The organism is Roseivirga sp. AWQ4_251, assembly GCF_056158225.1.
The window spans coordinates 1,567,642-1,580,456 of record NZ_JBSWSW010000002.1 but is presented as its reverse complement, the minus strand read 5'-3'; the positions used below and the strand labels follow the sequence as shown (position 1 = coordinate 1,580,456).

Below are 12,815 nucleotides of genomic sequence, written 5' to 3'. Positions count from 1 at the left end.
AAAGAATGATGGTCTGCTTAGACCTGAGCGAAATGGATAACCACCTCATTGAATATGCTTCAATGATTGCCAAGGTTTTTGAGATCAACTCTGTTTATTTTCTTCACGTAGCCGAAACCTTAGAATTGCCTGAGGAAATCAAAGAGAAATACCCTCACATGGCCGTTCCGGTAGATGAAACCTTAGAACATGAAATTAGGCATACGCTCGATAAGCATTTTCAAAAACCAGAAGGTTGCGATTTGAATGTAATTGTTGCTACTGGAAATATTACTGATGAAGTTCTAAAAACAGCTAAGGTTAAAGTTGTTGACCTTATGATTTTGGGAAGGAAGCAGAAGCTGACCGGTACAGGTTTGAATTCTAAAAAAATTGCCAAAAGCAGCCCTTCATCAGTCATGTATGTACCTGAAAATCCCCGTATGGAACTTCATAAAATTATGGTTCCGGTGGATTATTCCGAGCATTCACTTATGGCTTTTGAAATTGGAATGGACGTGCAACGTAAAACTGGTGCTAAGTTGCTAAGCAACCACGTTTACAAGGTTCCCGTGGGCTATCATAAATCTGGAAAGAGCTATGATGAGTTTGCTGAAATTATGCTTGAAAACACTAAAAAAGAGTGTGAGAAGTTCTTCAAGAAAATTGATCTGACAGGCGTAGAATATGAGCATACTTTCGCCCTAGACGATGACCCGCACCCCGCAGATAAGATTTACCGAACTGCGTCTGAAAAGGATGTAGACTTGATTATACTGGGCTCGAAAGGTAGAACTGGCGCTGCTGCATTCTTAATTGGAAGTGTAGCAGAAAAGCTGGTAATGGAAAGTGGCGATATTCCTCTGTTTCTTGTGAAGAAAGGTAAAGAGAACCTCGGTTTCCTCGAAGCTCTCTTCAAACTATAAATTCCAATCGATATTAGCCCGTAGATTATAATTCAACGGGCTTTTTAATACCATTTTCTGATCTCCATAAATTGAGAAGGAGGTCAATAGATTTTGCCCATTTACATTGCTGAACTCTAAATTGAGCTCTTTATTGAACTTGTAAATGGTGTTTTTTTCCTCTACTGTAATCTTGATGTTCGAAAGGCGTTCTTGCTCATAATAATACTCGATAGAGCGAATCATAGTGTCCTTCGACTTTGCCTTATCTACCTTCTTGGTTTGGCCATTTTCCAATGATTCTGAAGAAGAAGTGTAAGCATTCTCTAAGCCAAGTCTGTTAATATCGGCCTGGTAAAATAGCTCCAATTCATCCTTCCACATTTTGGCAGAATCCAGAGTGGTAGTTATGGTTTCTGTTTCGCCATCTACTTCCAATTCCTTAGAAAGTTTAGGCTTTTCTTCTCCCATAATGGCGGTTTGCTCATCGAGTAACTCCACCAAATCGAAATAAGCGCCTGTTCTAATCGGTTCCGATTTCTCACCTTTTTCACAAGCGCTTATCAAAAGCACAGTAAATGCTAATGCAAAAATTTTCTTCATTATAACAATACGTCTCCTGTCATGTCTTCAGGAATGTCCACACCCATTAGGGTAAGAATGGTCGGGGCTAAATCGCCTAATTTTCCATCCTTCAATTCAGGTTTCAATTCCTTGTCAACAAGAATGCAGGGCACGAGGTTCGTTGTATGTGCAGTATTTGGCGTTCCATCAGGGTTTACCATAATATCAGAATTACCATGGTCGGCAATTACAATGGCAGTATAGTCATTGGCCAAAGCTGCATCCAATACTTCTCCAGCACATTTATCAACGGTTTCACAAGCCTTTACTGCAGCTTCGAAAACACCAGTGTGGCCTACCATATCAGGATTTGCAAAATTCAAGCAAACAAAATCTACCTCCTTCTGACCTAATTCTTTAATGATTGCCTCTTTGATGTCATTAGCACTCATTTCAGGTTGTAAATCATAGGTGGCAACTTTAGGAGAAGGGCAAAGAATTCTTTTTTCACCGTCAAACTCAGTTTCTCTTCCGCCACTAAAGAAGAAAGTAACGTGAGGATATTTCTCAGTTTCGGCAATTCTAATCTGCTTTTTACCAGCATTGGCCAATACTTCTCCGATTGTATTCTTCAAATTGTCCTTGTCGAAAATCACATGAACATCTTTGAAAGTATCGTCATAGTTGGTCATGGTAACGTAGTGAAGCTTCAAAGCTCGCATGTCTTGCTCAGGGAAATCCTTTTGAGTTAAAGCCTGAGTAATTTCTCTACCACGATCGGTTCTAAAGTTGAAACAAAGCACAACATCGCCCTCTTCGATGGTAGCAATTGGAGCGCCATTTTGAGTTTGAATGATTGGCTTGATAAACTCATCGGTTACGCCTTCTTCGTAAGACCTTTCTACACTCAACTGAACATTTTCGGTTGATTTACCAACACCTTTAACCATGGCATCATAAGCCAATTTTACTCTTTCCCAACGGTTATCGCGGTCCATGGCGTAATACCTACCCACCACAGAAGCCACCGAACCAGTAGTTTGAGACATATGGTTTTCGAGGTCTGCTAAATATTTAATTCCACCTTTAGGGTCAGTATCTCTGCCGTCCGTAAATGCATGAACAAAAACATCGCTCAAACCTTGATCTGCAGCGATTGACAAAAGACCTTTTAAGTGGTTGATATGAGAATGAACTCCACCATCGGAAAGCAAACCGATGAAATGAACCTTCTTATTTTCTGACTTGGCATATGACAACGCTTCTTTCAAAACCGGACTTTCGGCCAAAGTGCCCTCTTCAACAGCCTTGTTTACTTTAACTAAATCTTGGTAAACCACTCGGCCAGCACCAATATTCATGTGGCCTACTTCTGAATTACCCATTTGGCCTTCAGGCAGACCAACCGCTAAGCCAGAAGCCTCAAGCTTGCTGTGTGAATAGGTTTTGTAAAGATTGTCTATATAAGGAGTTTTGGCTTGGGCAATGGCAGACACGGAGTCGTTATTTCCTAGTCCCCAGCCATCCAGAATCATTAAAATCACGCGTTTTTCCATAGGGACAAATATATATTATTATGCTCGGGTTTGTAAGTGATAAACCATTGTATTAATTTGATTTTGAACACTTAGGAGGGAAGTAATAATTGGCATTATTTTCGTTTCACTTTTGCGCTAAGTCACTAAAAATGAGGATTCAAAATTTTAAAGTATTTATACTTACCATTATTGTGACGTTTTTTTCGCTGGCGGTCAATGCCCAAAACAGTGAAGAAACCATCATCAATAATGTACAAGAGGCATTAAAATCTTCTAGTTCCCGAGAACTGTCAAAATTTCTTCACGAAAGGGTAGAAATTAAGCTAGACAACGAGAAGAAAGATTATAGCACCAACCAGGCTGAAATTGTTTTGAAGCAATTTTTTCAGAATTACCCCGCAGATAAAACTGAGTTTATTCATGAAGGAAGTTCTGATGGAGGAATTATCTATGCTATCGGTTCCTATATTTCAGGAAATCAGAAATTCAGAGTGGTAGTTAGGGCCAAGAAATACAAATCAGCTTATAAAGTTTACCGATTGGAATTTACAGAAGATCGATAAGTCTCACCCACAATTTGTTAATTTTGGCACATGTGGCCGAAATACATAACCGAACAATCCTTAAATCAATTTATTACTGCTGCCTTGGCAGAAGATTTGGGCGATGGAGATCATTCTTCTCTGGCATCTATTCCTGCCGATGCTGAAAATTCTGCTTATCTGCTTATGAAAGACAGCGGTATTATTGCAGGAATAGAATTAGCCGAAAAAATATTTCATAAAATCAATCCAAATATTCGGGTTGAAGCTTTGGTAAAAGATGGAGAAAGTGTTTCAAAAGGAGACATCATCATGAGGATCCATGGCAATTCGCAGGCTATTCTTTCGGGCGAAAGACTTATGCTCAATTGCATGCAGCGTATGAGCGGAATTGCCACTTATACCAACAAACTCAACAGTCTGATTTCCCACACTTCTTGCAAACTTCTGGATACGCGCAAAACCACTCCAAATTTTCGACTGATGGAAAAATGGGCTGTGTTTATTGGTGGTGGCGTGAACCACCGATTTGGCCTTTTCGACATGGTGATGCTTAAGGACAATCATAACGATTTTGCAGGAGGTATAACAAATGCTGTTGAAGCCACAAAACGATATTTAAATGATACTGGCCGATCTCTAAAAATTGAAGTAGAAACTCGAGATTTAGAAGAAGTTAAGGAGGTTTTGAGCCTTGAAGGGGTAGACAGAATAATGCTGGACAATATGAGTCCCGAGCTGATGAAAGAGGCTTTAGCTATAATCAATGGCCGCTTAGAAACTGAAGCCTCCGGTGGCATTACCGAATCAACCATTCAGGCCGTGGCTGAAACCGGAGTAGACTATATTTCCGTTGGAGCACTTACCCACTCTGCCAAGAGTTTGGATATTAGTCTAAAAGCTGAAGAACAAGTTGAAAGGGAATGATCAGAATTTTTTGAAGTTAATGATTGAAGCCTTGGTTTTGATCCTTATGTTTGTGTTCCTTTTTCGGCACTGTGTGAGTTAGCAGGGAAATAATCATGATTGTAAAGACAAAAAAGTACGCTTTAGACAAAAAAGCTTATATCCGCGCAGGCATGCGCAACATTTTAAAAGAGCAATGGTGGGTGGTTTTAATTGCCGTTGCCATTTCAAGTATGGCCTTTGTAATTCCATCTAATTGGTGGTGGATTGGAGCCCTAATTGCTTTTGTGCTCTATATATTATTCTGGTTAATTCAGTTTACTGGAGTTACTCAACTGGAGCAAAGCAAAATGCTTTTCGAAAAACTTTCATACGAAATTGACAGCCGTCAGATTTTGATAAAACTGAACTCAAAGCAAGGCATGCCAATCAAATGGGAACAGATCAAATCTGCTTGGATGGATAAGAACCAGTTTGTGCTAGTGGTAAACAAAGCCCAAATGATGATGTTTCCTTTCAGTGTTTTCAAAACTCAAAATGAGGTAAAATTTGTTGAGACCATTTTGAAAAGAAAGGGACTTTTGAAAACTAAGAACGCAGAAGTAAAAGACTAAAAAACATAAACCTTAGAGAGAAGCCACATTGTTTTCGCAGTGTGGCTTCTTTTTTATATAACATTCCTTCTTGGCAAAATTGACAAGATTTTAACGTACTTGCAGCCGAATTACAAAGCCCTTGAACCCACGCTATTACATTGAAGGTTTGATTGCCGTTTTTCTTTTCGGTATCACCCCCGTTTTTATTAAAGAAGTTTCTGTCAATGCAATTACCATAGGCATTATTAGGCTCATTATTGGCTCTGGATTTTTATACCTGATTGTTAGAAGTAAAAAGCTGAAAAAACTGACCAAGCAAGATTGGAAAGCCCTTTTCTGGATCGGGATTACCTTTGGAGTGCATTGGGTCACCTATTTTATCAGCGTTAAGCTTTCCACGCCTTCCATCGCCATTCTTTCTGTTTCATCCTTTGGGCTTCATATGATCTATCTAAACTGGATCATTAACGGGAAGAAACCTCTGCTTGCCGATGTGTTTGCCGTAGCCATTGCTTTAGTCGGTATTTTTCTGATTGTTCCAGAATTCAACCTTGAAAACGACCTTACCGCTGGTATTTTAATAGGATTAGTGAGCGCTTTCTTTTTTGCCATTCTGCCCTTTATCCAACAGAAAAATCAGCATATCAACTCTTTGACACGGGCCTTCGGTCAATATACTTTTGCCCTGATCGTATTTATAATCCTATCTCCCAAATCTGATTGGGAATTAAGTCAACAAGACTGGATTTACCTCTTTATTCTTGGTATAGTTTGCACTGTTGGAGCTCATACATTATGGCTCAGAGCTTCTACGGTTTTACCTACCACAAACACCAGTTTGATTTTCTACCTAGGCACTCCCATTGCCATGATCACCAGCTACATTTTTCTAAATGAAAGTATGAGCACCGCAAAAATCATGGGTGCTGGGCTCATCATTTCAGCCAATGTTTTAGGGGTGATCAACAGAAAAATAAAAGCTCGAAAGAAGCCTATTTCATAACGTCTTTCAGATAATTCGCGGTGTAGTTATCTTCTAGCTGAATCATTTCTTCAGGCGTTCCTGTAAAGGTAATATTACCGCCTTCATGACCTCCTTCTGGTCCAAGATCAATAATCCAATCCGCTAATTTGATTACTTCCGTGTTGTGTTCAATAATCACTACGGAGTTTCCTTGCTCAATCAAAGCATTGATCGCCTTCATCAGTTTACTGATATCGTGAAAATGAAGACCTGTGGTGGGTTCATCAAAAATGAAGAGAATATGCTCTTTGGTGTTGCTCTTTCCTTTGCCTAAATAATACGCCAGTTTTACTCGTTGGGCTTCGCCTCCACTGAGAGAATTGGACGATTGCCCCAAACGAATATAGCCCAAACCCACTTCTTGAAGCGGAAGTAGCTTGTTATACACTGCCTTCTCATCTTCAAAAAAGATCAATGCATCATCAATGGTCATATCCAGAACTTCGGCAATGTTCTTTCCGTTATGAGTCACTTCCAGAATTTCCTGTTTGAATCGCTGGCCTTTGCAGCTTTCACAAGTCAGCTGAATATCTGCCATAAACTGCATCTCAATCTTCACGACACCTTCTCCTTGGCAGGTTTCACAACGCCCTCCATCAACATTGAAAGAAAAGAATGCAGGTTTATAACCTCTCTGCTTTGCCAAAGGCTGATTTGAATATAACGCTCGAATGGCATCATAGGCCTTCACATAAGTTACAGGATTGGAGCGAGAAGATTTGCCAATAGGATTTTGATCTACAAATTCAATTTGGGTTACCTTCTTTACATCACCTTCTAAAGCATCCATTTTGCCAGTCTGCTCTCCAACAGTGCCTAGCATTTTTCCCAAAGCCGGGTAGACAATCTTCTTAATCAAAGTAGATTTTCCAGATCCACTTACGCCTGTAATTACAGTAAGTACATCTAACGGAATATCCACACTGACATTTTTGAGATTATTCTCACGAGCGCCTTTTACTTTCAACTTATCTCTCCAAGCTCTACGCTGTTCAGGAATCGGTAATTTCTCCCTTCCACTTAAATAATTGGCCGTGTGCGTTTGGCCATGTTCCATCAGTTGATCTATGCTGCCTTGAAAAACCAATTCGCCTCCATGAGAACCAGCATTAGGCCCAATATCGATAATTTGATCTGCGGCCTGCATCACCTTTTCCTCATGTTCAACCACAACTACGGTATTTCCCAAATCGCGAAGGGTAAGTAAAACCGAAATTAATCGATCAGTATCTCGTGGATGAAGACCAATGCTTGGTTCGTCCAAAATGTACATTGAACCTACCAAGGCACTTCCTAAAGAAGTTGCCAATTTGATTCGCTGATATTCTCCTCCGGAAAGTGTGCTGGTAAGCCTATTTAAGGTTAGATAACCCAAGCCTACTCTTTCAAGATATTCCAGCCTGTTTTGAATTTCTCGAAGAAGCCTTTTAGCCACCTTTTCTTCATGCTGGCTAAGCTCCAAGTTTTTAAAGAATTCGGCAGAATCCTTTACGGCCATTAAAACCAGCTCGGTAATGCTCTTATTGTTGATTTTAACATAAGAAGCATCCTTTCTCAATCTGGTGCCGTGGCAATCTGGGCAATCTGTGCGGCCGCGATAACGCGAAAGCAACACACGATATTGAATTTTATGGCTTTTAAACTCGAGGTGTTCAAAGAACTTATTGAGCCCTTTGAAGTATTTATTGCCAGTCCAGAGTATTTCTTTCTCCTTTTGGGTTAGTTCCGCATAAGTTCTGTGAATTGGAAAATCGAATTCGATACCATGCTTGAGTAACGGTTTTAACCAAGTACTCATGGTTTCGCTTCGCCATGGCGCAATTGCACCTTCGAAAACCGAAAGCGATTTATCAGGAATTACCAAATCGGGGTCTATACCTAAAATCTTCCCAAAGCCTTCGCAACGCTTACAAGCTCCGTAAGGATTATTGAAAGTGAAAAGGTTAACGCTCGGTTCTTCAAACAACATTCCGTCTGCTTCAAACCTATCGGAGAAATAGGTTCGTCCCTCGCCAACAACATCAATAATACAGTCTCCTTGACCTTCGAAAAGCGCGGTTTGAACAGAATCGGCAAATCGGAACTGCGTATCTTCATTATGTGTAACAACTCCGCGATCGATCAGAATTTCCAAATCTTTCGACCTAAAGTCTTGACCATCTTTGAGCAAATCTTCAATAAAATAAGGTGAACCCTTCGCTAAAACTCTGGTGTATCCTTTCTGCAAAAGAAGATTCAATTCCTCTTCCAAACTCCTTTCTTCCTTAACAATCAAAGGGCAAAGCACCATAATCCTGGCTTCTTCATCCTTGGACATTAAAAATTCAACAATACTGGTTACACTATCTCTGCTAACTTCCTTTCCGCTGATTGGACTGTAGGTTCTACCAATTCGGGCAAAAAGTAATTTCAAATAATCGTAAATCTCCGTACTGGTGCCCACAGTAGACCTAGGGTTTCTAGTGCTCACTTTTTGCTCAATGGCTATGGCGGGTGAAACACCCTTGATATAGTCAACTTCAGGCTTTTCCATTCTACCCAAGAACTGACGAGCGTATGAACTCAAGCTTTCTACATACATTCTTTGGCCTTCAGCGAAAAGCGTATCAAATGCCAAAGACGACTTTCCTGAACCCGAAAGACCAGTAACAACAACCAGTTTGTTTCGTGGTATGGCCACATCTACACTTTTAAGGTTGTTTACTTTAGCTCCTTTAATGATGATAAATTCCTTGGGATCAAGGTTATCGATAGGGGTAGTGGGTTCGAGAATTGTTGAATTCATAAGATTGCAAAGATAACAGAGCTAGCGGCTATTTGTTAACTGAAAAATAAATCCATTTATCAGAATAAAGTTCCGCACAATGGCATTATAGTTGCGGTTTGTTTGGAGTGTTCAGTCTCATCTGAAAATTCACAAACCCACATTAAAATTTTGCCGATTTATCGTTTGCAATATTTGTTTGAATGAATACATTTGAGATTCGAATTATTAATCATTTCTAAACCCAAACGTTACCGCATGATATAAACCTCTACTTAGACCTAACAGTAACTAACATGAGGAATAATACAGTAAGCGACAGCCAGCTGATTTCGCTATACAAAAACGGTAACGAAGAAGCCTTCGGGGAATTAGTATCGCGCCACAAAAACAAAATCTTCACCACCATTTATATGATTGTGAAAGATCACGATTTGGCGGAAGATTTATTGCAAGAAACATACGTTAAAGTAGTGAATACGGTAAAATCGGGCCGTTATAACGAAGAAGGAAAATTCTTGCCATGGGTAACCCGAATTGCTCATAATTTAGCCATTGACCATTTTAGAAAAGCCAAACGCTACCCTACCATTGTAATGGAGGACGGAAGCAATGTTTTCAACACTTTGGAATTTTCTGAAGAATCTATTGAGAGCCGTCAAATAAAAGACGACACACATGCGTTATTAAGGGAACTTATCAAGGAATTGCCCGATGCTCAGCGTGAAGTGCTTATGATGAGGCACTATATGCAAATGAGTTTTCAGGAAATTGCGGAAGTTACTGATGTGAGCATAAACACTGCTCTTGGTAGAATGCGTTATGCGCTCATCAATCTTAGAAAGAAGATGGACCAATTAAACGTTGCGTATGATAAAAACCTTTACCCAGAATGACCTGATCCGTTATATATATCAGGAAACCAAAACTGAAGAAAATATCGAAATTGAAACGTCCGCCATTTTTGATGAAGAAATGGGCGCAGAACTTAAAGCATTACAGCAAACTGTAAAGTCATTAAGCAAAGCTGAAATGGCTCCTTCTGACAAATCAATCGATAAAATACTGAGTTACTCAAAATCCTACGATCTCCATTCCATGAAATAGCCTATTTTTGGGCATGACGAGGAAAGAAAGATACACGGCATTTGTAAATTACTTCAGCGAAAATCAACCACAAGCAGAAACGGAATTGAGCTATTCAAATCCGTTTGAATTGCTTGTGGCTGTTGTGCTTAGTGCCCAATGTACTGACAAACGCATAAATCTGGTTACCCCTAAATTATTTCAGGATTTTCCAACGCCAGAGCACTTGGCAGCATCAAATTTCGATGAGCTTTTCCCTTACATCAAAACGGTTTCGTACCCCAATAACAAAACCAAGCACCTTTTGGGCTTAGGCAAAATGTTGGTGGAAGACTTTAATTCCGAAATACCCGAAACCATTGAGCAACTGCAAAAACTACCTGGAGTAGGCCGAAAAACTGCGAATGTAATTACTTCTGTAATCTGGAATCAGCCAAGCATGGCAGTAGACACGCATGTATTTCGCGTTTCTAAAAGATTAGGCCTTGTAAACCAAAATGCCTCTACTCCACTGGCCGTTGAAAAACAGCTCGTTAAAAACCTTTCGAAAGAGGTAATTCCATTGGCTCACCATTGGCTCATTCTTCATGGCAGATATACCTGCTTGGCTCGAACACCGAAATGTGAGAAATGTGAACTGACACATTTTTGCAGATATTTTGAAAAGAAGGAGGGAATTCTGCGTTAAGGTGTATAATACTTACCTATGAAGATTCTATACATCCATCAATACTTTAAAACACCACAAGAAGGTGGTGCCATTCGCTCTTATTATTTAGCGAAAGGTTTGGTAGATAATGGATTTGAAGTAGAAATGATTACCAGCCACAATGAGAATATTTATCGTAAGGTGGAAATTGATGGCATAACGGTTCACTATTTACCTGTCAGTTATACCAACGATATGGGTTTTGCGAAGCGTGTTTCTTCTTTCATGAAGTTCGTGAAGAAAGCCAAAAAACTGATCGTCAAAGAAAAAATAGATTTTGATTTAGCCTATATCACTTCTACACCTTTAACGGTTGGCCTTATTGGGCTTTGGATAAAAGAAAAGCTCAACAAGCCTTATGTTTTTGAAGTAAGAGATTTGTGGCCAACTGCACCCATTCAAATTGGAGTGATCAAAGGAAAACCACTTAAGAAATGGCTTTATAAACTAGAGGCTAAGATTTACAACCATGCCGATAAAATAGTAGCGCTCTCACCTGGCATGCGGGATTGGATTAAGAAAGTAGTTCCTGAAAAGGATGTTTTCATGATACCCAATATGGCCGATTGTGAATTTTTCAGCAAGGAGAAAAAAGATCCAAAACTTACCTCTTTTTACCATGCTGACATGCCCTTTGTGGTTACCTATTTAGGAAGTATTGGAACGGCAAATCATTTGGAATTCTTCTTGGATATTGCCGAAGCCAGCCAAAAGCAAAATCTCAATATCAATTTTAAGATTGTGGGCGAGGGCGGTAGACTTACCAACTTAAAGTTATCGGCTTACCTTAAAAAGCTCCATAATTTAGAATTTTACAGCCATCAGAATAAAGAAGGTGTAAAGCGCATTTTGAACATTACAGACGCAACCTATGTCTGTTTTGCGGATATTCCTGTTTTAGGCACCAATAGCCCTAACAAAATGTTCGATAGTTTGGCTTCAGGTAAACTCACCGTAGTAAACTCCAAAGGCTGGACTAAAGATTTGGTTGAAAAATACGAATGTGGCTTTTATGCCAACCCTCACAACCCTGATGAGTTTCTTGAACACATCAAAGGGTTTATGAGGAATCCGGAAGTTCTAGAGCGATATAAAAACAACGCTCGCCAAGTAGCAGAAAATCACTATGCTAAGCGTCTTCAAATCCAGAAACTAATTGGCGTATTGAACAATCAAAGACAAATCAGAATCAGTGATTCCGAGGTCTATATTTTGACTGCATAAGGATATCGTTGGCATCCGTCATTTCCATCAATTCTTCAAAAGAAGGTTCTTTTTCCTCAACATACTTTTGAACAATTCTCCAACCTAACCATTGCCCAATTCGGCCAGGGCAAATCGGATCGATTTCAGGAACCTTTGGTCGCTCATCGATGTACTTGGTCAAATTCATTGGAGTTTTGTCGTAGAGCAAGGCGTTATCTACAAAATACGACCAAAGAAAGCCCTCGCTGCGAATGGCCGAAGCCATTTCTTTACTGCTATACCCCATAATCAAGCTGTCGGCCGTACAAGGCAAAATGGTTTTGGTAAACTGAAGTGCCTTTCCATAATAAACCATTTCGTCCAAAATTGTGCGTTGCCCCATATCCGTTTTATTGAATTTCAATGAAGAAAACTGGACAATCTGTGGCACCAAGTGATTAGGTGTAAGACGAGGCTTTAAGTATTCGTAAACATTAGGTCTAAATGAAGCTTCTTCTCCCAAATAGAAATCCAAGCCGATAATCAATAGAGAATCAGAAAAGTAAATATCGCTTCCAAAGCCTGAATAAACGGTTTGTACTTTCGGTACTTTGTAGTCAGGATAATGATCTTTAATGCGCTTAAAGGCAATTTCTAGCTCGTTCGATAGGTTTTCTTCATTAAAGAATGAAACCGTTTCTTGATACAAAGTATCGATGTAAGGGTTTTTCAGCTGGCCAAATATGTCGGTTAGCATTTCAGATTCTGAAGGATACTGCGCTGCCTGAAAAAAGAATTCCTTCACCATAGGATTCTCTTTAAAAAAGCGTTTTAATTCAGAAGTATCCGAAACAGAATGAATCTCTTCAATCAGACTTTCATAAGTGAAATCGATATCGATGTTTGGGATATCTGTGCAAGGGTCGCTTTTGCCACAACCCAGAACAAAAAAGAAAACAAGAACAATAAACCAGCTTTTGCGCATACTCACTTTTTAAATGACAAAAGTATTTATTT

The 12,815-nt window shown here is 39.6% G+C and carries 13 protein-coding genes; 9 read left to right on the top strand and 4 right to left on the bottom strand.

The window, feature by feature from the left end; all coding sequences use genetic code 11:
* Nucleotides 1–5 precede the first annotated feature (5 nt).
* Complete coding sequence (locus tag ACXACJ_RS20835; RefSeq protein WP_475136364.1) at nt 6–905, top strand: universal stress protein; 900 nt, start codon at nt 6–8, stop codon at nt 903–905.
* Here the strand turns inward: ACXACJ_RS20835 and ACXACJ_RS20830 are convergent.
* Both ACXACJ_RS20830 and gpmI read right to left on the bottom strand, forming a co-directional pair.
* On the bottom strand, nt 900–1,487 hold the full coding sequence (locus ACXACJ_RS20830; RefSeq protein ID WP_475136363.1) for a hypothetical protein: 588 nt from the start codon (nt 1,485–1,487) through the stop codon (nt 900–902). The genes ACXACJ_RS20835 and ACXACJ_RS20830 overlap by 6 nt on opposite strands.
* Nucleotides 1,487–3,004 (bottom strand): 2,3-bisphosphoglycerate-independent phosphoglycerate mutase, encoded by a 1,518-nt coding sequence (gene gpmI / locus ACXACJ_RS20825; RefSeq protein ID WP_475136362.1) that lies wholly within the window; start codon nt 3,002–3,004, stop codon nt 1,487–1,489. Before gpmI ends, ACXACJ_RS20830 begins: the two co-directional genes overlap by 1 nt.
* Before the next feature lie 131 nt (nt 3,005–3,135).
* Between gpmI and ACXACJ_RS20820 the strand changes: the two genes are divergently transcribed.
* From ACXACJ_RS20820 to ACXACJ_RS20805, 4 genes are all read left to right on the top strand, one after another.
* A complete protein-coding gene (locus ACXACJ_RS20820; protein ID WP_475136361.1) occupies nt 3,136–3,549 on the top strand; it encodes a DUF4783 domain-containing protein in 414 nt (137 codons plus the stop codon).
* 30 nt (nt 3,550–3,579) lie between these two features.
* Nucleotides 3,580–4,455 carry a carboxylating nicotinate-nucleotide diphosphorylase gene (gene nadC, locus ACXACJ_RS20815; RefSeq protein ID WP_475136360.1) on the top strand — a complete coding sequence of 292 codons (876 nt, stop codon included), beginning with the start codon at nt 3,580–3,582 and terminating at the stop codon, nt 4,453–4,455.
* 95 nt (nt 4,456–4,550) lie between these two features.
* Nucleotides 4,551–5,048 carry a YcxB family protein gene (locus tag ACXACJ_RS20810; RefSeq protein WP_475136359.1) on the top strand — a complete coding sequence of 166 codons (498 nt, stop codon included), beginning with the start codon at nt 4,551–4,553 and terminating at the stop codon, nt 5,046–5,048.
* Between the two features lie 121 nt (nt 5,049–5,169).
* A complete protein-coding gene (locus tag ACXACJ_RS20805) occupies nt 5,170–6,033 on the top strand; it encodes a DMT family transporter (RefSeq protein ID WP_475136358.1) in 864 nt (287 codons plus the stop codon).
* On the opposite strand, the gene uvrA is transcribed toward ACXACJ_RS20805, so the two are convergent.
* Nucleotides 6,023–8,839 (bottom strand): excinuclease ABC subunit UvrA, encoded by a 2,817-nt coding sequence (uvrA, locus tag ACXACJ_RS20800; protein ID WP_475136357.1) that lies wholly within the window; start codon nt 8,837–8,839, stop codon nt 6,023–6,025. The two genes, ACXACJ_RS20805 and uvrA, sit on opposite strands and share 11 nt — an antisense overlap.
* Before the next feature lie 275 nt (nt 8,840–9,114).
* Between uvrA and ACXACJ_RS20795 the strand changes: the two genes are divergently transcribed.
* From ACXACJ_RS20795 to ACXACJ_RS20780, 4 genes are read left to right on the top strand one after another with little or no spacing between them, the layout of a single operon-like run.
* Complete coding sequence (locus tag ACXACJ_RS20795; protein WP_475136356.1) at nt 9,115–9,714, top strand: RNA polymerase sigma factor; 600 nt, start codon at nt 9,115–9,117, stop codon at nt 9,712–9,714.
* Nucleotides 9,689–9,925, top strand: a complete 237-nt coding sequence (locus ACXACJ_RS20790) for a hypothetical protein (protein ID WP_475136355.1) — start codon at nt 9,689–9,691, stop codon at nt 9,923–9,925. Before ACXACJ_RS20795 ends, ACXACJ_RS20790 begins: the two co-directional genes overlap by 26 nt.
* 13 nt (nt 9,926–9,938) lie before the next feature.
* Nucleotides 9,939–10,592: an endonuclease III gene (gene nth / locus ACXACJ_RS20785; RefSeq protein ID WP_475136354.1), complete on the top strand. Its 654-nt coding sequence runs from the start codon at nt 9,939–9,941 to the stop codon at nt 10,590–10,592.
* Nucleotides 10,593–10,610: 18 nt separating this feature from the next.
* Entirely contained in the window at nt 10,611–11,837 is a 1,227-nt protein-coding gene (locus tag ACXACJ_RS20780; protein WP_475136353.1) for a glycosyltransferase family 4 protein, read from the top strand.
* Here the strand turns inward: ACXACJ_RS20780 and gldB are convergent.
* A complete protein-coding gene (gldB, locus tag ACXACJ_RS20775) occupies nt 11,803–12,783 on the bottom strand; it encodes a gliding motility lipoprotein GldB (protein ID WP_475136352.1) in 981 nt (326 codons plus the stop codon). The genes ACXACJ_RS20780 and gldB overlap by 35 nt on opposite strands.
* Between the last annotated feature and the right edge of the window lie 32 nt (nt 12,784–12,815).